19 protein-coding genes and 1 pseudogene are annotated in these 20,540 nt (G+C 73.6%); 7 read left to right on the top strand and 13 right to left on the bottom strand.

Annotation, left to right across the window (positions count from 1 at the left end):
• Position 1 precedes the first annotated feature (1 nt).
• The gene (locus ABD067_RS18175) at positions 2-2,590 is read left to right on the top strand and encodes a branched-chain amino acid ABC transporter ATP-binding protein/permease (protein WP_343896782.1); all 2,589 of its coding nucleotides are present in this window, start codon (positions 2-4) and stop codon (positions 2,588-2,590) included.
• 192 nt (positions 2,591-2,782) lie between these two features.
• Here ABD067_RS18175 and ABD067_RS26565 read toward each other — a convergent pair.
• From ABD067_RS26565 to ABD067_RS18110, 13 genes and pseudogenes are all read right to left on the bottom strand, one after another.
• Positions 2,783-3,130: pseudogene (locus tag ABD067_RS26565) on the bottom strand (hypothetical protein); the annotation flags it as partial.
• On the bottom strand, positions 3,030-4,163 hold the full coding sequence (locus ABD067_RS18165; RefSeq protein ID WP_343896781.1) for a glycosyl transferase family protein: 1,134 nt from the start codon (positions 4,161-4,163) through the stop codon (positions 3,030-3,032). The gene ABD067_RS18165 and the pseudogene ABD067_RS26565, both read right to left, overlap by 101 nt.
• Positions 4,153-4,956 (bottom strand): CbiX/SirB N-terminal domain-containing protein, encoded by an 804-nt coding sequence (locus tag ABD067_RS18160; RefSeq protein WP_343896981.1) that lies wholly within the window; start codon positions 4,954-4,956, stop codon positions 4,153-4,155. The genes ABD067_RS18165 and ABD067_RS18160 overlap by 11 nt, the downstream gene beginning before the upstream one ends.
• A 31-nt stretch (positions 4,957-4,987) precedes the next feature.
• A complete protein-coding gene (locus tag ABD067_RS18155; protein ID WP_343896780.1) occupies positions 4,988-6,574 on the bottom strand; it encodes a cytochrome D1 domain-containing protein in 1,587 nt (528 codons plus the stop codon).
• Complete coding sequence (gene nirJ / locus ABD067_RS18150; RefSeq protein ID WP_343896778.1) at positions 6,555-7,763, bottom strand: heme d1 biosynthesis radical SAM protein NirJ; 1,209 nt, start codon at positions 7,761-7,763, stop codon at positions 6,555-6,557. The genes ABD067_RS18155 and nirJ overlap by 20 nt, the downstream gene beginning before the upstream one ends.
• A gap of 9 nt (positions 7,764-7,772) precedes the next feature.
• Complete coding sequence (ahbB, locus tag ABD067_RS18145; protein WP_343896776.1) at positions 7,773-8,246, bottom strand: siroheme decarboxylase subunit beta; 474 nt, start codon at positions 8,244-8,246, stop codon at positions 7,773-7,775.
• 5 nt (positions 8,247-8,251) lie between these two features.
• On the bottom strand, positions 8,252-8,698 hold the full coding sequence (locus ABD067_RS18140) for an Lrp/AsnC family transcriptional regulator (protein WP_343896775.1): 447 nt from the start codon (positions 8,696-8,698) through the stop codon (positions 8,252-8,254).
• Positions 8,671-9,195 (bottom strand): siroheme decarboxylase subunit beta, encoded by a 525-nt coding sequence (gene ahbB / locus ABD067_RS18135; protein ID WP_343896774.1) that lies wholly within the window; start codon positions 9,193-9,195, stop codon positions 8,671-8,673. The genes ABD067_RS18140 and ahbB (ABD067_RS18135) overlap by 28 nt, the downstream gene beginning before the upstream one ends.
• Positions 9,186-9,644 carry an Lrp/AsnC family transcriptional regulator gene (locus tag ABD067_RS18130; protein ID WP_343896773.1) on the bottom strand — a complete coding sequence of 153 codons (459 nt, stop codon included), beginning with the start codon at positions 9,642-9,644 and terminating at the stop codon, positions 9,186-9,188. The genes ahbB (ABD067_RS18135) and ABD067_RS18130 overlap by 10 nt, the downstream gene beginning before the upstream one ends.
• Positions 9,645-9,646: 2 nt before the next feature.
• A complete protein-coding gene (locus tag ABD067_RS18125) occupies positions 9,647-10,840 on the bottom strand; it encodes a cytochrome D1 domain-containing protein (RefSeq protein ID WP_343896772.1) in 1,194 nt (397 codons plus the stop codon).
• Entirely contained in the window at positions 10,830-11,141 is a 312-nt protein-coding gene (locus ABD067_RS18120; protein ID WP_343896771.1) for a c-type cytochrome, read from the bottom strand. Before ABD067_RS18120 ends, ABD067_RS18125 begins: the two co-directional genes overlap by 11 nt.
• Before the next feature lie 10 nt (positions 11,142-11,151).
• A complete protein-coding gene (gene cobA, locus ABD067_RS18115) occupies positions 11,152-11,940 on the bottom strand; it encodes a uroporphyrinogen-III C-methyltransferase (RefSeq protein WP_343896770.1) in 789 nt (262 codons plus the stop codon).
• Positions 11,941-11,989: 49 nt separating this feature from the next.
• Positions 11,990-13,978 carry a cytochrome D1 domain-containing protein gene (locus ABD067_RS18110; protein ID WP_343896769.1) on the bottom strand — a complete coding sequence of 663 codons (1,989 nt, stop codon included), beginning with the start codon at positions 13,976-13,978 and terminating at the stop codon, positions 11,990-11,992.
• Positions 13,979-14,140: 162 nt separating this feature from the next.
• Here ABD067_RS18110 and ABD067_RS18105 point away from each other — a divergent pair, with 162 nt between their 5' ends.
• The 6 genes from ABD067_RS18105 to ABD067_RS18080 form a co-directional block, all read left to right on the top strand.
• Positions 14,141-16,243, top strand: a complete 2,103-nt coding sequence (locus tag ABD067_RS18105) for a 4Fe-4S binding protein (protein WP_343896768.1) — start codon at positions 14,141-14,143, stop codon at positions 16,241-16,243.
• Positions 16,240-17,241 carry an FAD:protein FMN transferase gene (locus tag ABD067_RS18100; protein WP_343896767.1) on the top strand — a complete coding sequence of 334 codons (1,002 nt, stop codon included), beginning with the start codon at positions 16,240-16,242 and terminating at the stop codon, positions 17,239-17,241. The genes ABD067_RS18105 and ABD067_RS18100 overlap by 4 nt, the downstream gene beginning before the upstream one ends.
• 118 nt (positions 17,242-17,359) lie before the next feature.
• Positions 17,360-17,812 carry a c-type cytochrome gene (locus ABD067_RS18095; protein WP_343896766.1) on the top strand — a complete coding sequence of 151 codons (453 nt, stop codon included), beginning with the start codon at positions 17,360-17,362 and terminating at the stop codon, positions 17,810-17,812.
• 16 nt (positions 17,813-17,828) lie between these two features.
• The gene (locus tag ABD067_RS18090) at positions 17,829-19,187 is read left to right on the top strand and encodes a cbb3-type cytochrome c oxidase subunit I (protein ID WP_343896765.1); all 1,359 of its coding nucleotides are present in this window, start codon (positions 17,829-17,831) and stop codon (positions 19,185-19,187) included.
• A complete protein-coding gene (locus tag ABD067_RS18085) occupies positions 19,184-20,002 on the top strand; it encodes a CbbQ/NirQ/NorQ/GpvN family protein (RefSeq protein WP_343896764.1) in 819 nt (272 codons plus the stop codon). The genes ABD067_RS18090 and ABD067_RS18085 overlap by 4 nt, the downstream gene beginning before the upstream one ends.
• Positions 20,003-20,016: 14 nt before the next feature.
• Positions 20,017-20,540 (top strand): hypothetical protein (locus tag ABD067_RS18080; protein WP_456305257.1); only part of this gene is annotated, 524 nt, incomplete at its 3' end.

Raw genomic sequence — 20,540 nt, 5'->3', positions numbered from 1 at the left:
CATGAACAAGCCCACCCCCGCCACGCCCGAAACCCCGGTCGCCGCCAGCGAGGCGCCGCTGGTCGTCCGGCAGGGGCGCGGCGCGCTGCGCGACCTGGCGGTCGCCGCGGCCGCGCTGCTCGTCCTGCCCTTCGCGCTGGACGCGCTCGGCCTCACCCTGAAGACCTCCGCGGACGTCGCCATCATGGCCGTCGCGGTGATGGGGCTGAACATCCTGGTGGGGCACACCGGCTTGGTGTCCTTCGGGCACGGCGCCTGGTTCGGCGTCGGCGCCTACGCCGCGGCCATCATCCAGCGGCACCTGTTCCCCGGCGACATGCTGCTGCCGGCCCTGGGCGCGCTGTTGGTGGTGGGCGGCTCCGCGCTCGCCGCGGGGGCGCTGATACTGCGGCGGCGGGGCGTCTATTTCTCGCTGCTCACACTGGCGCTCACCGCCATGCTCTACGCGGTGGCCTTCCGCTGGACGGCGCTGACGGGCGGGGAGAACGGGTTCGGCGGCGTGACCCGTTGGGCGGTGCTGGACGATCCACGCCTGTATTACGCCCTGGTCGCCGTCGTGGCCTTCGGCGTGGTCTGGGCGCTGCGGCGCTTCCACGCTTCGCCGGTCGGGACCGTGCTGGTCGCCATACGGGAGAACGAGCAGCGGGCGCGGTTCGTCGGCTACGACACGGACCGGTACAAGCTGTTGGCCTTCGTCGCATCCGCCACCGTCACCGGCCTCGCCGGCGTGCTGGCGGTGTTCAACCACCGCTTCGCCTCGGCGGACCCGATCTCCATCGCCTTCTCCGGCGAGCTGCTGGCGATGGTCGTCATCGGGGGGATGCGGAGCTTCCTCGGGCCGGCGCTGGGGGCGCTGTTCTACGTGCTGTTCCGCGAGTTCCTGTCCATGTGGACGGAGAACTGGCTGCTCGTCTTCGGCCTGCTCTTCGTGGGCTTCATCGTGTTCTCGCCCACGGGGCTGGTCGGCGTCGCGGGGCGGCTGCTCGCGCCCTTCCGCAAGAAGACGGAAGAGGCGGCGGCCATGTCCGCGCGCCGGGCGGGCGAAAGCGGGCGGGTGCCGGAGCGGTTCATCCGGCGGCCGGAGACCACGGGGGACGGGCCGGTGCTGGCGGCGGAGGGCATCAGCAAGTCCTTCGGCGGCATCCGCGCGGTGCGCGGGGCCGACATCCGCGTTTCCGACCGCACGTTGCACGCGCTGATAGGGCCGAACGGCGCGGGCAAGACCACCGCCTTCAACCTGATCTCGGGCATGTTCGAGCCGGACGCGGGGCGGATCACCCTGGACGGGCGCTCCATCGCGGGCCTGGAGCCGCACGCCGTCACCGAAGCGGGGCTCGGGCGGTCCTTCCAGATCACCAACCTGTTCGGCGGGCTGTCGGTGGAGGAGAACATCCGGCTGGCGGTGCAGGCGCGGCACCCGGCGCGGTTCCACCCCTTCCGCGACGCGCGCGCGATCCCGGAGATCAACGCCGACACGGCGGAGCTGCTGCGCTGGACCGGCCTCGCGGGCGCGGAGCGGGCGGAGGCGGCGTCGCTCTCCTACGGCGGGCAGCGCCTGCTCGACATGGGCCTCGCGCTGGCGACGCGCCCGCGCGTGCTGCTGCTGGACGAGCCGCTCGCGGGCCTCGCCGCGGCGGAGCGCGAGCGGGTGGGCAACCTGGTGAAGACGCTCTCGGCCGACATCCCGGTGCTGCTGGTGGAGCACGACATCGACCGCGTGTTCCGCCTGGCCGACCGAGTCACGGTGATGGCGGACGGCGAGGTGCTGGTGGACGGCACGGTGGAGGACGCGCGCACGGACGAGAAGGTGCAGGCCGTCTACCTCGGCTCCGGCGCCACGGCGGTCGCGGCGAAGCCCCGGCCGTCCGCCGCCCACGGCGATTCGCCGCTGCTCCGCGTCGAGGAGGTCCACACCTTCTACGGCAAGAGCCACATCCTGAACGGCATCTCGCTCACCGCGCGGGAAGGGGAGATCGTGGCGCTGCTGGGGCGCAACGGCGCTGGCAAGTCCACCCTCCTCAAGACGATCATCGGCATCGCGCCGCCCGCTTCGGGGCGGATTTCGCTGGCGGACGACGTGATCTCGGGCCTGCCCTCGGACGCGGTGTCGCGGCGCGGCGTCGGCTACGTCCCGCAGGGCCGCAGCCTCTTCGCCGGCATGACGGTGGCGGAGAACCTGGCGCTCGGCCGGCTGAAGCGCATCACCGGCGCGGGGCGGCATTGGGAAGAGGAGAAGGTGCTGGAGTTCTTCCCGCGCCTGAAGCAGCGTTGGACCACGGCGGCCGACAACCTATCGGGCGGCGAGCAGCAGATGGTGGCGGTGGCGCGCGCCTTGTCGGGCGACACGCGGCTGCTGCTGCTGGACGAGCCCTTCGAAGGGCTGTCGCCGGCGGTGACGGAGGAGCTGTTCGAGGCCTTCGACAAGCTGCGCCAGGAGGTCTCGATCGTGATCGTGGACCACCACCTGGACCTCGCCCTGGCGCTGTCCGACAGCACCGTGGCGCTGGAGCGCGGCGCGGTGACGTGGAGCGGGCCGTCGCGGTCGCTCCGCGAGGACGGGGAACTGCGGCGGAAGGTGCTTTGGCTCTGAGCCGCCCGGCGCTTCCCGCCGCGCGCCGTTCGGGCCGGTTCCCTTTCCGCCCGGTGCCTGCCCGCCAGGGGGGCGCCACCCGGCGCTTCCATCAGGCGGCCTTCCGTAAGCTAAACCGGGACCGGATCGCCGAAGGGAGTCGACCAAGCGGTCCACATCCCCGCCGGTGTGCAGCGGCGAGGGGGTGAGGCGCAGCCGCTCCGTCCCGCGCGGGACGGTGGGGTAGTTGATGGGCTGGACGTGGACGCCGTGCCCGTCCAGCGGCGCGTCGCAGATCGCCTTGCACCGCGCCGGGTCGCCCACCACCACCGGGACGATGTGGCTCGGGTTGGGCAGCCCATGGCCGCCGTCCCACGCGCTTGGCCGTGGCCCAAGCCGTCGGGCGGTCCTCCATGCGTGCAGGCCGGCGAAAGGACTCCAACAAGGCGCTCCCCGACCTCTATGCGATGCGCGCCGGGCGCGGGGCCTCGGATGGGCGGCCGCCTTTGCTCCGATCCTGAGGTGCTTCCCGTCGCGCGACGGAGGCGGCGGCGGCGCCATCCCCGCGCGGGGCCGCGGGCCGGGGATGGTGCCGCCCGCTCCAGATCTCGGCCGCCTGCGCATCGGCCCGCGCGCCCGTGTCCGCGGCGCCGAGCGCGAGCAAGCCGAGGGCGATCGTCGCCTTCACCACGGCCGTCTCGCCTTCCGCGTCCTCCTCGCCCCGCCACACGCGCAGGAGGTCCGCGCCGCCCGCCCGCGCGGCGGAGGTGGCCGGCAGGTCGAGTTCCGCCTTGCCCGCCCGGCGGTCGAAGAGGTGCGCGGCCATCGGCTTCGCGGCGTTCCGCTCGGCCTCGCCGCCGCCGCCCTTGACCACGAGCAGCCGCGGCCGCCCGAGCCGCTCCGCCGTCCCGAGGTGAAGCGCGATGTAGGGCGGGTGGAAAACGCCGTCCACGCCGGCGCGCGCGTCGAAGGGGTCGAGCAGACGCGCCACCGTGTTCACCGGCGAGCGCAGGCCGAGCAGGGAGCGCAGCCCGAGCAGCCGGTCCAGGCCAGGATTCATCGCGGCCAGGGGCAGGTAAGCGAAGCCGTCCGCGTCCAGGTGGCGCGAGGCGTCCGCCCGGTCCACGGCCGGGCGCAGCCCGAGCGCTGCCATCGCCTCCGGCACCGGGGTGCCGCGCGAGAACTCGTTCGAACCGTGCATCAACACCCGGTATCCCCCTGCCCGCGCCAAGGCGAGCGCGGCGAGCAGGAACCACGGGGCGCCCCGCGTCCGCCCCGACCCGTAGGAGGGCCAGTCCAGATCCACCGGGGCCGAGCCCGTGGGCACCGGGCCTGCGCCAACGGCCTCACGCGCCGCTTCCACGAGTCCGGTGACCTCGTCCGGGTCCTCGCCGCGGTAGCGAAGCAGCATGAGGAAGGCGCCGACCTGGTGCGGGTCCGCCTCCCCGCGCAGCACCATCCGCAGCGCCTCGCGCGCCTCCTCCCGCGTCAGGGCGCGCGACCGGCCGGGGCCGCGGCCGAGGGGGCGGACGTAGGCCGCGAAGGGGTGCTCCTCCGCCACAGCGGCGATGTCGGCATCGGCGTCAGCCCGCACGGTGTTCCACTCCCGTTGGCGGCGCGGCACGGCGCGCCGGGATCGGTGGGCCGCTCGCCCCGGCCTCCCCGTGGGTCGCTCCCGCGCCGCCGTTCGAGGCCGCGGCGACGGCGGTGGCGATCACCCCGGCCATCGCCGGATCGGCGCCGATCGCCCCGGTGTAGAGGATCCGCCGTTCGCCCCCGCGCGGGTCGGCCGCGAGCGCCTCCGGCACGTCCTCGGCCGCGTGCCCGCCGGGCGCGGCGAAGAGGCCCACCGCCACCACGTCGCCCGCGTGCACCGCGAGCCGGTCGGGTATCATCGGCTCCTCTTCCAGGAAGGCGGCGTCGACCCAGCGGAAGCGGCCCGCCGCGGCCAAGGGTTCGGTGTGGAACCGCGCGGCCTCCCGCGAGGCGGGGCTCCCCGTGTAGCCGTGCGCCACGACCAGCAGGCCGCAGCGCCCCGGTTCCAGGCCGCCTTCGGCGCAGGCGGCCAGGGCGCGCCGCTTGATCACCTCCGTCAGCCCCGGCACCAAGCCGATCGGCCGGTCCTGGCGCAGGCGGCGGCTTCCCCGTCCTTCCCCCGCGGCCAAGGCGCGCTCGACCGCGCGCACGAAATACCCGTCGCTCATGAACAGCGGGACGACGCAGACAGGATCGCCGCGCAGCGCCGCGAGCGCGTCGGCCGGCGCGGGCGGCATGGAAAGGAAGGCGCAGGCCACCTCCTCGAAGGCGCCGCCCCGACGCAGCAGGGCCGCCTGCGCCTCCACCGCCGCTTGCGCCCCCGGCAACCGCGGCGCGCCGTGGCCGACCAGCAGCAGGCCCGGCTTGGTGGCCGCGTTCGCGCTAATGGCTGGTCCCCTCGGAAAGGGTGATCTTGTTGAACACGTTGTACTTGCCGGAGGGGCGCCGCATGGGCAGCCGCGCCACCTCCTCGAAGCTCTCGGCGTCGTAGACCACCACCGCGCCGTCGTCCTCCCAGACGCTGACCAGGGCGTGGCGGCCGTCGCGCGTGAACTCCACATGGGCCGCGGTGCGGCCGGGCGCCGGGCGCAGGCGGCGCACCACCTCCAGGCTGCGCTTGTCGATGACCTGGATGGTGTCCCGCGCCCCGGGGCCGCCCATCATGGAGTCGGTCCAGGCGTAGGGCGTGCGCTCGTGGCTGCGGAGGAAGAAGCCGGGGCCGTCGGTGGGGATGCGCGCCACCACGCCCCAGTTCGCCATGTCGATCACGCTCACCTGCGGCTCCTTGAGGTGCGGCGTCGCCAGCAGCCGCCGCCCTTCCCGCATCCAGGTGATGCCGGAGCCGAGATGCGGCAACCCTTCCAGCGGCACCGTCGCGACCGGCCGGCCGACGGTGAGGTTCACAACCACCGTCCGCCCGCCCTCCCGCGCGGAGCCGAGCAGGCTGCGGTAGGGCGGGTCGAACATGAAGTCGTCCAGCGGCTCCTCCACCGCGATGCGGCGGAGCGCGAAGAGGCCGGCGGAGGCGGCGAGCCCTTCCACCATGCCCTTCTCGTGGCTGTGGACGAGGCCGGTGTAGACCGGCGGCGCGTTGTCGTCGTAGGACACCTCCCAGACCTCCGGGATGTCCTTCATCGCCACGATGAAGCTGCGCCGCGGCCGAGCGTCGTACACCGCGCTGACGCGGGAGGTGGCGCCGCCGCGCAGCGCCACGGCCGGGACCACCCGCTTCACCGACAGGTCGCCCGCGTCCAGCAGCACCAAGCTGTGCGGCAGGTAGTTGGCCACCGCCACGAAGCGCCCGTCGCTGGACAGCGCGACGTTGCGGCTGTTCACCCCGGCCCGGACCTCGGCCACGGGCTGGAGGGAGTAGAGGTCGTACTTCGTCACCCAGCCGTCGCGCGACATCAGGTACACGAAGCGCCCGTCCGGCGAGAATTTCGGCCCGCCGTGCAGCGCCGGCCGGGTCGGGAAGCGGTGGATCGGCGCGAAGCGGTCGCCGTCCAGCACCGTGGCGTGGTGGTCCCCCGTCTCGACCACGACGAACAGGTTGAGCGGGTCGGCGTCGAAGACCGGGCGCGCGGGCAGTCGCTCGGGCGGCACCAGGACGCTGCGCGTTTCCTCGATCTCCGTCGCGCCCCAGCGCAGGTCGGGGGGCGCGGGGCTGTAGATGAAGGCGGTCAACGCCTCGATCTCGGGCGGGGAGAGCGTGTCGGCGAAGCCCGGCATCTGCGTCGCCGGCCGGCCGCGGGCGATCACCGCGCCGGCCTGGGGCGGACGCAGCCGGCCCATGTTCTCGGGCAGCAGCGCAGGACCCCGGCCGCCGAGCCGTTCCGCCCCGTGGCAGGCGGCGCAGCGCTGGGAGTAAAGCGTCGCCGCGTCGGGCCGCGCCACCGCAGCGGGCGCGGCCGTCATCAGCAGCGGCGCGAGCAGCGCCGCCGCCCGTGGGTCAGGCCAGGGCCAGCGCATCCGCGCCCTCCTCCGCCGGCTCCAGCCCGATCTCCGCGTCGGTCAGGTAGCAGCCCGGGTCCTCGGCCCAAACGTCGCCGTGGGCGCGGAACGGCCGCACGCGGCTGCTGCCGTTGCAGATGGCGAGGTGCAGGCAGGCGCCGCAACGGCCCGCCACGGCGCGGGGTCGGGCGCGCAGCCCGGCGAGCAGCGGCTCCGACAGGTCGGACCAGATCTCGGAGAAGGGCCGGTCCTTCACGTTGCCCAGGCTGTGGTGCCACCACATCGTGTCCGGGTGGACGTTGCCGAGGTTGTCGATGTTGGCGATGTTCACGCCGCAGGAATTGCCGCCCCAGCGCCGCAGCGCGGCCTCCAGCCGCCCGGCCCGCTCCGGCACCCGCCGGCGCGCCCAGTGCAGCAGGTAGACGCCGTCCGCGTCGTTGTTGCCGGTCGTCACCTCCCGCTCCACCCCGCGCCGGGCCTGGTCCCAGCAGCGTTCGAAGAGCAGGTCCATGGCGGCCCGCGTCATCGCGTGCTCGGCGTCGTCGCCCCGGTTGCGGTTGCCGCGGCCGGCGTAGTTCAGGTGCGAGAGGTAGAACTTGTGCACCCCTTCCGCCTCGGCCAGGTCGAGCAGCGCCGGCAGCTCGGCGGCGTTGTCGCGCGTGACGGTGAAGCGCAGCCCCACCTTCAGCCCGCGGTCGCGGCAGTGGCGGACCCCGGCGAGGGAGGCGGCGAAGGCGCCCTTCTGCCGGCGGAAGCGGTCGTGCGTCTCTTCCAGCCCGTCGAGGCTGATGCCGACGTAGTCGTAGCCGATCCGGGCGATCCGGTCGGCCGTCGCGGCGTCGATGGCTGTGCCGTTGGAGGACAGCCCAACGTAAAAGCCCATCGCCTTGGCGCGAGCAGATATCTCGAAGATGTCCGGCCGCAGCAGCGGTTCCCCGCCCGAGAGGATGAGGGCCGGCACGCCGAAGCGGCGCAGGTCGTCCATCACCGCGCCGACCTGGGCGGTGGAGAGCTCCCCCGGGAAGTCCACGTCGGCGGAGATGGAGTAGCAGTGCCGGCAATTCAGGTTGCAGCGCCTGATCAGGTTCCAGATCACCACCGGGCGCGGCGGCCCTGGCCGGGCCGTCGGCCGGGCGCGGGACGGGGCGGCCGGTGCGGCGCCCTCCGGCGCGGCCAGGTCTCGCATGAACTGGGACAGCCTCAGCATCGCCTTCTCCTAGCCGGCCAAGCGCAGCCCGGTCTTCTTCAGTATGCGGGTGCTGAACAGCACCTCGTGCGCCCGCGCCGCCGGGCCAAGCACGGCGGCTATCGCCTCGACCGCACGCAGGGCCTCGGCGCGCTCGCGCCCATGGACCATGGTGAACAGGTTGTAAGGCCAATGCGGCGGGTGGCGCGGCCGCCGGTAGCAATGGCTGGACAGGCCGAGCGCGGCGATCCTGGCGCCGAGCGCGTCCACCCGCGCGTCGTCCACGTCCCACACCGCCATGCCGTTGGCGCGGTAGCCCAGCGCGTAGTGGTTCGGCACCGCGCCGATGCGGCGGATGGCGCCCTCGGCGAGCATGCGCTCCATCCGCCCCATCACCTCGGCCGGCTCCAGGCCGACGGCCGCCGCGACGGCGTGGTAGGGGCGCGGTTCGAGCGGCAGCCCTCCCTGAGTCGCCCTGACTATGCTGCGGTCGGCGGCGTCCATCCGGCTCAGGCTTCCAGCCGCAGGCCGACGTGGTACTCGGCCTCGCGCGGCATGTTCAGCACCGGCAGGCCCGTTTCCGCCTCGATGGCGCGGATCGTGGCCCCGACGCGGGCTTCGTCCTCCGTCGCCAGCACGAACCACATGTTGAGCCATTGGTGGTCGCGCGCGTAGTTGTGCGCCACCTCCGGGTGCGCGTTCACCAGCGCGGCGACCCCCTCGAAGCGCTCCTCCGGCACCGCCATGGCGGCGAGGGTGACGGCGCCGCCCAAGCCCTCGGCCTTGAAGAGCGGGCCGAAGCGGGACAGGACGCCCTCCTCCCGCATCGCCCGGAGGCGCGCGATCAGCGTCGCCTCGTCCGTGCCGAGGCCCTCGGCGGCGGCCGCGAAGGGGCGTTCGCAGATCGGGAAGCCGCCCTGCAGCGCGTTCACGATGCGGCGGTCGAGTTCGTCCATGCCGCTCCTCCGGTTCGGGCCGGGCCGAAGACCGCGCCGCGCTGCTTGAACCTCTTTCCGCTGAACAGCACCTCGCGCGGCACGGCCGCCAGCCCCGCCGCGTACGCCGCCCGCTCCACCGCGCGCAGCACGGCGTCCCGGCCGCGGCCATGGATCATGCAGAACAGGTTGTAAGGCCAGTCGGGCAGCCGGCGCGGCCGGCGGTAGCAGAGCGTGACGTCCGGCGCCGCGGCCAGGGCCCGCCCGGCCGCGTCCACCGCCGCGTCGGGCACGTCCCAGACCACCATGGCGTTGGCGCGGTAGCCCAGCTCGTGGTGCCGCACCACCACGCCGAAGCGGCGGACCACGCCGCGGTCGCGCAGCGCGCGCAGGGCGTCCAGCGCCTGCGCTTCCGTCAGCCCCAACCTTTCGCCGAGCGCGGCGAAGGGATGCGGCTCCAGGGGCAGCCCGTCCGCGAGGGCGGCGAGCAGCGCGCGTTCCCCGGGGGTCACGTCCATCGCAGGGGGAATCCCAGATCGATGCGGTATTCGGCTTCCAGCGGCAGGTCGAGGACGGGGAGGCCCGTCGCCGCCTCCGCCCGCGCCAACGCCGCCACGACACCCTCCGCGTCGGCGGCGGTGACGACGAACCAGAGGTTAAGGCGGTGCTCGCGCTCGTAGCAGTGGTTCACCTCGGGCAGCGCGGCGACCAGTGCGCCCACCTCCCCCAGCCGGTCCTCCGGCACCGCCATCGCGGCCAGGGTGCTGCGCCCGGCGGTGTTCGGCCGCACCACGGCCCCGACGCGCGACACCGCGCCCGCCTCCTGCAAGGCGGCGAGGCGCCGGATCACCTCGGCTTCCGCCAGACCGAGGTCGCCGGCGATCGCCGCGAAGGGCCGCGGCTCCAGCGGCAGGTCGCGCTGGAAGCCGTCGAGCAGGCGGCGGTCGGTGTCGTCGAGCGGCAGCACGGCTAGAACCCGATCCGCTGCGCGCGGGCGGTGAGGAAGATGCCGCTCGGGCTCTCGGCCGGGAGCGAATCGAGGCGCGCGAGGCTCCGCGTGTCGAACACCTCCACCCGGTTCGAGTCGCGCACCGAGATCCAGACCTGCTCGCCGCGCGGCGTGAACTCCAGGTGCATCACGCCGCGGCCGAGGGTGAAGGCGTGCGCGACCTGGAGGCTCTGGGTGTCCACCACCTGCACCACGTCGTTGCGCGGATGCGCGAAGTTGACCCAGACCTGCCGCCCGTCCGGCCTCGCCACGGCGAAGACCGGCTGGCCGTGGGTGGGAACGCGCCCGCGTTCCGTCCAGTCCCGCCGGTCCACCGCCAGCAGCTCGTGGCGGCCGATGGCGGGGAGGAAGACCAGCTCGCCCGCCACCGCCCAGCCGCGCAGGTGCGGCATCTTGAACACGGGCAACGGCTCCTCGCCACGCCCGTAGCCCTGCAACACGCGCCGCACGCCGAGTTCCGGCCGCCACAGGTCGATGCGGGCCAGCCCGTCTTCGCCGAACAGGCCGGCGATGTAGTGCCGCCCGTCCGGGGTGACGAAGCCGTCGTAGGGCTGGCGGCCGGCGTCGCGGAAGCGCCGCACCTCTGGCGGGCCGTCCGGCGGGACGGCGGCGATCCAGATCTCGCCGGCGTCGAAGAGGCTGAAGGCGAAGCCCCGCCCGGGCAGGTCGGCGAGCCCCACCACTTTCGACCGCGCCGTGCCGCCCGGGCCGTAGGCCGCCGGGATGTCGGCGACCGGCGCCAACGCCTCGGTGTCGAAGACCCGCACGCCGCCCGGTTCGTAGTTGCCGACGGCCACCAGGCGCCCGTCGTCGGAGATGGCGCCGCCGATGGAGTTGCCCGCCTGCACGACGCGCTTGGCCACGACGCCGCGCAGCAGGTCGAGCTTGCTCAAGCCCCCGTCGCGGCCGAAGACGAAGGCGTGGCGCCCGTCGCGCGAGAACACGGCCGAGGCGTGGGACAGGTCGCCGAGGCCGGCGATGCGGCCGAGCGACGTGCGCCCCGTCGTTTCCACGACCTGCACGCTGCCGGAAGCGCGCTCGACGACGATGCCGAGATCGCCGGTGCCGCGCTCCGCCGCCAGGGCGCGCGCGTCGCCGCCCGCCAACGCGCCGGCGGCGAGCAGCCCGCCCAGGACGCCTCTCCTACTCGCCATGCGCCGCGCCTCCCCTGCGCAATTCCCGCACCATCCAATGCGCCTCCTCGGGTGTCAGCTCGCCGCGCCAGGGCGGCATGGCGGTGCCACGGATGCCGTGCAGGATCACTTCCGCCAGCGCCGCGTCGCTGCGGTCCGCGAGCGCCTCGGGGAGCAGGGGCCGGCCGAGCCCGCCCCGCATGGTCAACCCGTGGCAGGAGCCGCAGTCGTGCAGCAGCAGGTGCCGCAGTTCGCCCTGCCGCGCCTCCGGGATGCCAGCGCCGGCGGCGGCCAGCAGCGGCGCGAGGAGGGCGGCGGGCAAGGCGGCGCGCCTAGGCGAGGGCCAGCGCATGGCGCGGCGCCCCGGCCGGGGCGAGCGCCACCACCCGGCCGATGATGAAGAGCACCGGGCCGCCGCCGCCCAAAGCCCCCGCCGCCGCCTGGACGGTCCCGAGCGTTGCGACCGCGTGGCGCTGGCGCGGCGTCGTGCCGCTCTGCACGGCCGCCACCGGAGTCGCCGGCGGCAAGCCCGCCGCGGCCAGCCGCGCCGCGATCTCGCCGATCTGCGAAAAGCCCATGTAGACGACCAGCGTGGTGTCGGGATCGGCGAGGCCCGCCCAATCGAGGTCCAGCGCCGCGTCGCCCTGGCAGTGCCCGGTGACGTAGCGCACGCCGTGCGCCAAGCCGCGGTGCGTCAACGGCACGCCGATCGCGGCGGCGCAGCCGGCCGCCGAGGTGACGCCCGGCACCACCTCCACTGCGACGCCGTGGCGCCGCAGGTGTTCCGCTTCCTCGCCGCCGCGGCCGAAGGTGAAGGGATCGCCCCCCTTCAGCCGCACCACCTGCAGGCCGCTGCGGGCGAGGTCCACCAGCAGCCCGTTGATCTCCGGTTGCGTCATCCGGTGCCGGCCCGGCGCCTTGCCCACGTCCAGGCGCAGCGCGCCCTCCGGCACCAGGGCCAGGATCTCCTCGGCCACCAGGCGGTCGAAGACCACCGCCTCGGCCGTTTCCACCAGCCTGCGCGCCCGGACCGTCAGAAGGTCCGGGTCGCCGGGCCCGGCGCCCACGAGGCGTACGGCGCCGCCGGCGATGCGGCCCGCTTCCATCATCCCCTCCGGCATGGCGCACCTCGTCGCGTGGATCGGACGGCCCTCGGCAAGGCGGCGGCCGCTAGTACACGTCGCGCTGCGTGTTGTGGACGTTGAACTTGCCCGTCGGCGTCACCAAGCGCTTGTCGCGTATCACCTTGACCGGCCGCCGCGTGCGGTCGTCCACCACCACGATGGCGGACTCCTGCTGCTGCGCGTTCCAGACCGAGAACCAGACCTCGGTGCCTTCGCGGTTGAACTCAGGCTGCACGACCCGGCGCTGGCCCTCGGTGATGCCGGACCACTCGCCGATCGGCAGCACCTCGTAGGGCTTGCTCAGGTCGTTCAGGTCGAAGACCGCGATGGAGGAGGCGATCTCCGGCTCCGGATTCAGGGTCGTATCCACGTAGAGGTTGCGCGAGCGCGGGTGCGTCTTGAGGAAGAGCGAGCCGCCGCCTTGCCCGTTCAGCTCCTGCACCACCTTCCAGGCGTTCTGCGGGAAGCGGATGGGGTCGGTGCCGATCAGCGAGACCACGTCGCTGCCGAGGTGCCCGGTGGCCCAGACCGGCCCGAAGCGCGGGTGGTCGAAGTTGGCGCCGCGGCCCGGGTGCGGCGTGACGCTCACGTCCACGAGCGCCACCAGCCGGCCCTCCTGGGTGTCCACCACGCCCACCTTGTTGCGGGCGTTCGCCGCCACCAGGAAGTAGCGCCCGCTGCGGTCCAGGCCGCCGTCGTGCAGGAAGCGCTCGGCGTTGATGCTGGTGACCTTGAGGTTCTTCAGGTCCTCGTAGTTCACCAGCAGGATCTTGCCCGTCTCCTTCACGTTCACGACCCATTCAGGCCGGCCGTGCGTGGCGACGATGGAGGCGACGCGCGGCTCCGGGTGGTACTCCTGGGTGTCGTAGGTGTAGCCGCGGGTGGATTCCACGCGCAGCGGCTCCAGCGTCGGCCCGTCCATGATCACGTACTGCGGCGGCCAATAGCCGCCGGCGATCACGTAGCGGTCCTCGAAGCCCTGCGCCTTGGAGGTTTCGACCGAGCGCGCCTCCAGCCCGATCCGCACCTCGGCGACCGAGTCGGGCACGCGCATCCACAGGTCGATCAGGTTCACCTTGCCGTCGCGGCCCACGACGTAGAGGTAGCGGCCGGAGGCGGAGGAGCGGGAGATGTGCACCGCGTAGCCCGTGGTGACGACGTTGATGATCTCCTTCGTGTCGCCGTCTATCAGCGCCACCTGGCCGGCGTCGCGCAGCGTCACCGAGAACAGGTTCTCGATGTTGATGTTGTTCTGCTTGGAGGTGGGGCGCTGCTCCACGGGCACCGTCACCTTCCAGGTGCCGCGGATCTCCTCCATGCCGAACTCGGGCGGCTGCGGCGGCTCGTTCAGCAGGAAGCGGGCCATCACGTCGATCTGCCGGTCGGTCAGGTCGCCGGAGGTGCCCCAGTTCGGCATGCCGGAGGGCGAGCCGAAGTTGATGAAGTCTTTCAGCGCTTCCAGGCCGCGCTCGCGGGTGAGGTCGGTGGTCAGCGCCTTGCCGGTGGCGCCGCGCCGCAGCACGCCGTGGCAGCCGGCGCAGCGCTGGAAGTAGATCTGCCGCGCTTCCGCGAACTCTTCGGCGGTCAGGGTCGGGATGCCCGGCACCGTCCCGGGCTGCTGCATCGGCGCCTGCTGTAGGATGTCGAGGCTCGGCTGGTACTGCCCCCCGGGCGTCGTGGTGTGGGTTTCGCGCGCGCTCGGCACGGGTCCGGCCTGCGCCCCCGGCTGGCCGCCGGGCGCGGCGGGCGCAGCCTGCTGCGACGGCGCCTGCTGCGGCTGCGGCGACGCCGGGGGCCGTTGCCCGCCCTGCGGGGCCGCCGCCGCGAAGGGCGGCCGCTGCTGCTGTTGCGCCGCCGCCGGGGGCACCGGCACACCGGCGCCAGGCTGCGTCGGGGGCGCCCCTGGCGCCGCCGCCGGGCCCTGCGGCGCCGTTTGGCGCGGCTGCTGCTGCTGGGCCTGGAGCCCGGAGGCCGAAAGCCCGGCCGACAGCGCGATTGCCGCGGTGGTCAGGCAGAGGGTTTGGCGCAGGCGCATCGTGTTCCATCCCCGCGTGTCGAACGACGAGGACGGAGCCTACGCACGAATCCCGCCGGCGGTTCTTGTCCTGGCGCAAATACGCGGGGCCCAAACTGCCCAATACTGACAACGGCCCGAGTGGACCGGGCCGAAATGCGTTCCAGGACGGCGAAGCGGCGCGTGCGCAACCACCGAGCTTCCGAACCGAGCCGGGCCTTCGTTCTGGTGCTGCTGGTCCTCCTGCTCGGCGGGGCCGGGGCGCCGAGCGATCCCGGTCCGCGCGCCGCCTTCCCGGGGGCGGACCGCTTCGGCGCTCCCGAGGGCGCGCCGCCCGCCGCGCCGGCGTACCGCGGCGGCGAGTTGCTGGGCTACCTCCTTTCGACGAAGCAGGTCACCGCCGGCGGCGGCTACGGGGCGCGGCCGCTGGATGTGCTGGTCGGGCTGGGGCTCGACTGCCGCATCGCGGGCGCGGAACTGCTGGAGCAGCACGAGCCCATCCTGATGATCGGCGTCGGCGCCGACGCGCTCGCGGGCTTCGTGCGCCAATACGCCGGGCTCGACGCCGCCCGCCGCGTCCGCATCGGCGCCGCCCCCGAGGGCCAGTCGGTGCAGGCGATCAGCCGCGCCACCATCAGCTCCTTCGCGCTGCACGACGCCATCCTCGGCGCCGCGCGGGCGGTGGCGCGGGCGCGCGGCCTCCCTTGCGCCCTGGGCGCCGGAGGCGGCGCCGCGCGCCTCGAACTCGATGCCTTCCGGCCGGAGGGTTGGGAAGAGCTGCGCGCGGCCGGTTCCGTCGCGCGGCTGCGGATCACCGCCGCCGAGGCGGCCGGAGCGTTGCGGCGCGCCGGCGCGCCGAACCCGGCGGCGGCGCTGCTGCCGCCGGACGCGAACTACGCGACGCTCTACGCGGCGCTCGCCACGCCGGCGCAGATCGGCGCCAACCTCCTCGGCCAAGCGGAGCACGCGCGGCTGCTCGCCGACGCCGCGCCCGGGTCGAACCTCGTCTTCGTCGCGGGCGAGGGCGCGTATTCCTTCAAGGGCACCTCCTGGGTCCGGACCGGCGCGTTCGACCGCGTCCAGATCGCGCAGGGCGAGCGCACCATCGGCTTGGTCGCCGCCCAGCACCGACAGGTCGAACGCATCCGCGCCGCTGGTGCGCCGGAACCGCGCGAGGCCGCGGTCTTCGTCCTCCCGCCCGAGAGCGGCTTCGACCCGGCCCTGCCCTGGCGCCTGGAGCTGGCCGTGTCCGAGCGCCGCCCGGAAGGCGGTCCTGCCCTCGCGCTCTTCGCCCTGCCCTACGCTTTGCCGGAACGGCACCTCCGCCCGGCCCCGCCCGCCGAGGCGGCGCCGGAGGACCACGAAGGGGCCGCGGCCCCGCCGTGGCACCGGGCATGGGAACTGCGATCGGGGCGACTCGCCGTCCTCGCCCTTGCTCTGCTCGCGGTCTGCGCCGTGGTGCTGCTGCAGAACCCGTTGGCGCGGCGGCCGCGGCTGTGGCGGGCGGTCCGCCTTTCGGGGCTCGCTTTCACGCTAGGCTGGCTCGGTTGGTACGCGGGCGCGCAGCTCTCGGTGGTGAACCTCATCTCCTTCGCCGCGGCGCTGAGCACGGGCTTCAGTTGGGAGCCCTTCCTGCTCGATCCGCTGGGCTTCGTGCTCTGGGCCTTCGTCGCCGCCTCCTTGCTGTTCTGGGCGCGGGGCGTGTTCTGCGGCTGGCTCTGCCCCTTCGGGGCGTTGCAGGAGCTGCTGAACCTCGTCGCGCGCCGCCTCCGCGTGCCGCAGGTGACGGTGCCCTTCGCGCTGCACGAGCGGTTGTGGCCGGCGAAGTACATCGTTTTCCTGGTCCTGCTCGGCCTTTCCCTCGGCCCGATCGAAGCGGCCGTCGCGGCCGCGGAGGTCGAGCCCTTCAAAACCGCCATCACCTTGCACTTCCAGCGCCCCTGGCCCTTCGTCGCCTACGCCCTGGCCTTGCTGACGGGCGGCCTCTTCATCGAGCGCATGTTCTGCCGCTACCTCTGCCCGCTCGGCGCCGCGCTGGCGCTGCCCGCGCGCATCCGGGTCTTCGATTGGCTGAAGCGGCACAAGCAGTGCGGCGCGCCGTGCCAACTGTGCGCGCGGAGCTGCCCCGTGCAGGCGATCCATCCGGAAGGCCGCATCAATCCCAACGAGTGCATCAACTGCCTGAAATGCCAGACCCTCTACTACGACGAGCAGGCCTGCCCGGCGGTCCGTTTGCAGATCAAGCTGCGCGGATTGGCGGCCGTAGGGGCCGGAGGCAGGCCGTGACTGGGTCGCGCGCCGCGCCCCCCACCCGGCTGCCGCGCCGGCGGGCGTTGCGGGTTCTCGCCGCGAGCGCCGCCGTGGGCGGCATCGCGGCGGCGACGGGGCGCGGCGCGACGCGGCGGGCGCCGGCGGCCGCGGAATGGCGCGGCTCCGCGCTCGGCGCCGAAGCAAAGGTGCTGTTGCTGCACAGCGACCCGGCGGCCGCGCGAACCGCGCTCGGCGCGGCGGTCGCGGAGATCGGGCGGCTGGAGGACGAGTTCAGCCTCTTCCGCCCCTGGTCCGCGCTGTCGCGCCTCAACCGCGACGGCCGGCTGGAGCGGCCGTCGCTCGACATGCGGCGGCTGCTCGCGGAGGCGCTGCGGTTGGGCGACCTCACGGGCGGCGCCTTCGACGTGACGATCCAGCCGCTTTGGCTCCTCCACGCGCGGCACGCCGACGACCCGCCGCCGGCCGCCCTCGCGGCCGCGAGGGCCCTGGTGGATTACCGCGGCGTCGACGTGGGCGCTGCCGGTGTCAGGTTGGCGCGGCCAGGCATGGCCGTGACACTGAACGGCATCGCCCAGGGCTACATCACGGACCGGGTCGCCGGGTTGCTGCGCGACGCCGGGATGCCCGACGCGCTGGTGGATGTCGGCGAACTGCGCGGCTCCGGGTCGGGCCCGGGCGGCCTGCCTTGGCGCGTGGGCCTGGACCACCCGGCCGCGCCGGGAGCGGGCTTGGGAGTCGGGTTGGAGGAGGCGGCGGTCGCGACATCCGCCGGCCGCGGCGGCCCGTTCACCGCGGACGCGCGCCGCCACCACATTATCGACCCGCGGACGGGCGGCTGCCCGCCCGCCGACCGCGCCGCGTCGGTGGTCGCGCCGAGTGCCACGCTCGCGGACGCGCTGGCGACGGCCATGACGGTGCTGCCGCCCGGCGAGGCCGCGGCCCTGCTGCGGCGGGCCGGCGCGGCGCGGGCCGTCGTTTCGGACGCCGGCGTCGCGCCGCGATGGCTCGCCTGATGTCCCTCGAACGGCGTGACCGAAGACTCCGGCGAAGCGCCCGGCCGTCCCCACGGAGCGGCCAAGCCGCCGACGAATCCCCGGGCCGCCCGCCCGGATTTGCAGGAAGGGTGATGCGATGGCCGAGCGCCTGACGAAGTCCGCGACGCGAAACATCTTCTACGGGGGGTCAGCCTTCTTCCTCGTGGTGTTCGTCGCGCTGACGGTGCACAGCCACATGTACATGAACAGCACCAGCGCGCCCGTGTCGGCCATGAGCGAGGGCGTGGTGCGCGGCAAGCACGTGTGGGAGCGCAACTCCTGCATCAACTGCCATTCGCTCCTCGGCGAGGGCGCCTACTTCGCGCCGGAGCTCGGCAACGTGTGGAAGCGCTACGGCGGGCACGAGGACCGCGACGCAGCGCGCGCCACCTTCATCGCCTGGATGGCGTCGCAGCCGAGCGGCGTACCGGGCCGTCGGCAGATGCCGCAGTTCAACCTGACGGAGCAGGAGCTGAACGACCTCGCCGACTTCCTGGAGTTCGTCAGCAAGATCAACACCCAGGGCTGGCCGCCCAACGACGCCGGCTGACGGGATCGGAGCCACCATGAAATACGCCAGCCAAAGGGTCGCCCACGTCTACTTCGTCGGCGCCCTCACGCTCTTCGCCGTGCAGGTGCTGTTCGGCCTGCTCGCCGCCACCGTCTACGCCATGCCGAACTTCCTCGCCGAGACGCTGCCCTTCAGCATCCTGCGCATGGTCCACACCAACGCCTTGGTGGTGTGGCTGCTGATGGGCTTCTTCGGCGCCGCCTACTACCTGGTGCCGGAGGAAGCGGAGCGCGACATCGAAAGCCCGCTCCTCGCCTACGTCCAGTTCGGGCTGCTGATGGCGGGGGCGCTCGCCTCGGTGGCCGGCTACCTGATGGGCATCCACGGCGGGCGCGAGTTCCTGGAGCAGCCGCTCTGGGTCAAGTGGGCGATCGTCGCCGTGGCGGGGATCTTCCTCTACAACATCGGCATGACGGTGCTGAAGGGCCGCCGCACCGCCATCACCAGCGTGCTGCTGCTCGGCATGGTCGGGATCGCCGTGTTCTGGCTCTTCGCCATCTGGAACCCCGAGAACATCGCCGTGGACAAGCTCTACTGGTGGTACGTCATCCACCTCTGGGTGGAGGGCGTCTGGGAGCTGGTCATGGCCTCCATCCTCGCCTTCCTGGTCATCAAGATGACCGGCGTGGACCGCGAGGTGGTGGAGAAGTGGCTCTACGCCATCGTCGGCCTCGCGCTCTTCTCCGGGCTGCTGGGCACCGGGCACCACTACTACTGGATAGGCGCGCCGGGCTACTGGCAGTGGATCGGCAGCGTGTTCTCCACCTTGGAGATCGCGCCCTTCTTCGCCATGGTGGTGTTCACCTTCACCATGGTCTGGCGCGGGCGGCGCGACCACCCGAACAAGGCGGCGCTGCTCTGGGCGCTCGGCTGCACGGTGGGCGCCTTCTTCGGCGCGGGCGTGTGGGGCTTCATGCACACGCTGCACGGGGTGAACTACTACAGCCACGGCACCCAGATCACGGCGGCGCACGGGCACCTGGCCTTCTTCGGCGCCTACGTCATGCTGAACCTGGCCATCATGACCTACGCCATGCCGTACCTGCGCGGCCGGCAGCCCTACAACCAGGTGCTCAACATGTGGAGCTTCTGGCTGATGACCTCGGCCATGTTCTTCATGACGATCGTGCTGACCTTCGCCGGGGTGGTGCAGGTCCACCTGCAACGGGTGATGGGCATGTTCTACATGGAGGTGCAGGAGCAACTCGTGCTGTTCTACTGGATGCGCCTCGGCGCCGGCGCCATCGTCGTGGTGGCCGCGCTGCTCTACATCTGGGCGGTCCTCGGCCCGGTGCGCGAGGAGCGGCCGGCGCGCATGGAAGCGGCGCCCCCGCGCCCGGCCCCCGCGGAGTGAGCGCCGCGGTCAGCGGGCAGGCGGCGGGGACGCCGCCGGCCGCCGTGCCCTTCTACGCGCCGGTAGGCGACGAGGTCGCGCTGTTCGAGCACGCCTTCCGCAACCGGCTGCCCCTGCTGCTGAAGGGGCCGACGGGCTGCGGCAAGACGCGCTTCGTGGCGCACATGGCCGCGCGCCTCGGCCGCCGGCTCTACACGGTGGCCTGCCACGACGACCTCACCGCCGCCGACCTGACGGGGCGATACCTGCTCAAGGGCGGCGACACGGTCTGGGTGGACGGGCCGCTGACGCGCGCCGTGCGCGAGGGCGCGATCTGCTACCTCGACGAGGTGGTGGAGGCGCGCAAGGACGTCACCGTTGTGCTGCACCCGCTGACGGACGACCGCCGCGTCCTGCCGCTGGAGCGCACCGGCGAGCTGCTGGAAGCGCCGCCCGGCTTCATGCTCGTCGTCTCCTACAACCCCGGCTACCAGAACGTGCTCAAGGGCTTGAAGCCCAGCACGCGCCAGCGCTTCCTCGCCCTCGACTTCGGCTTCCCGCCGCCGGACGCCGAAACCGCGATCGTCTCGCAGGAGAGCGGCTTGCCGCGCGACCGCTGCGTGCCCCTGGTGCGCTTGGCGGGCGCGCTGCGCGACCTCAAGGGCCAGGACCTGGAGGAGGGCGTCTCCACCCGCCTGCTCGTCTACTGCGCCACGCTGATCGCCGGCGGCATGAAACCCGCCCAGGCCATCCGCGCCGCGATGATCGAGCCGCTGTCCGACGAGCCCGACGTGAAGCAGGCGCTGCTCCGCGTCGCCGAGATCACCCTCGGCTGACGGGCCACGGCGCCGTGGCCCTGCCCTTCTTCGAGCCGGAGGAGACGGTCGGCCAGCAGTGGCACCGCCTCGTCGGCGACGCCGCGAGCTGGCCGCGGCACCCGTACGCCGCGGTGCGGCTGGAAGAGGTGCGCGGCCGGCTCGGCGTGATGTTCCGCGCCCTCGGCGGGGCGGGCGGCGTGCGGCTGATGGCGGCGGGGCACGCCGTTTCGCGCCACCGCCTGTCTTTCCGCCAGCGCCTCGGCCTAGGCGCCGCGGAGCGGTTGGAGGCGCCCCGCTTCGACGGCGCGACCGTGGAGTTGCCGGCCGTCCTCGACCTGCTGCCCAGCCGCGCCGACAACGAGGCCCTCTACGAATGGCTCGCCGCCTGGTTCGCCGCGGCGGGCGCGCCTTCGCGCCCGCCGGCCGACCCGCTCCAGGCCGACATCGCCCGGCTCCGGGAAGCGCGAAACGCCACCGCCCGCGTGCTGGAACGCTGGCCCGGGCTGCGCGCCGCGCAGGCCCGCCTCCTCGGCCCCGCCACCGGCGTGTGCCGCGA

Origin of the sequence: Craurococcus roseus, assembly GCF_039523795.1 — a bacterium.
GTDB classification, from domain to species: Bacteria; Pseudomonadota; Alphaproteobacteria; order Acetobacterales; family Acetobacteraceae; genus Craurococcus; species Craurococcus roseus.
The sequence above is the reverse complement of the archived record's forward strand: the minus strand, read 5'-3'. Positions and strand labels throughout refer to the sequence as shown.

Bases quoted from the DNA above. Each gene is read 5' to 3' on its own strand.
- ABD067_RS18175 (WP_343896782.1), top strand. From the start codon at position 2: ATGAACAAGCCCACCCCCGCCACGCCCGAAACCCCGGTCGCCGCCAGC.
- ABD067_RS18155 (WP_343896780.1), bottom strand. From the start codon at position 6,574: ATGCGCTGGCCCTGGCCTGACCCACGGGCGGCGGCGCTGCTCGCGCCG.
- nirJ (WP_343896778.1), bottom strand. From the start codon at position 7,763: ATGCTGAGGCTGTCCCAGTTCATGCGAGACCTGGCCGCGCCGGAGGGC.
- ahbB (WP_343896776.1), bottom strand. From the start codon at position 8,246: ATGGACGCCGCCGACCGCAGCATAGTCAGGGCGACTCAGGGAGGGCTG.
- ABD067_RS18140 (WP_343896775.1), bottom strand. From the start codon at position 8,698: ATGGACGAACTCGACCGCCGCATCGTGAACGCGCTGCAGGGCGGCTTC.
- ahbB (WP_343896774.1), bottom strand. From the start codon at position 9,195: ATGGACGTGACCCCCGGGGAACGCGCGCTGCTCGCCGCCCTCGCGGAC.
- ABD067_RS18125 (WP_343896772.1), bottom strand. From the start codon at position 10,840: ATGGCGAGTAGGAGAGGCGTCCTGGGCGGGCTGCTCGCCGCCGGCGCG.
- cobA (WP_343896770.1), bottom strand. From the start codon at position 11,940: ATGCCGGAGGGGATGATGGAAGCGGGCCGCATCGCCGGCGGCGCCGTA.
- ABD067_RS18110 (WP_343896769.1), bottom strand. From the start codon at position 13,978: ATGCGCCTGCGCCAAACCCTCTGCCTGACCACCGCGGCAATCGCGCTG.
- ABD067_RS18095 (WP_343896766.1), top strand. From the start codon at position 17,360: ATGGCCGAGCGCCTGACGAAGTCCGCGACGCGAAACATCTTCTACGGG.
- ABD067_RS18090 (WP_343896765.1), top strand. From the start codon at position 17,829: ATGAAATACGCCAGCCAAAGGGTCGCCCACGTCTACTTCGTCGGCGCC.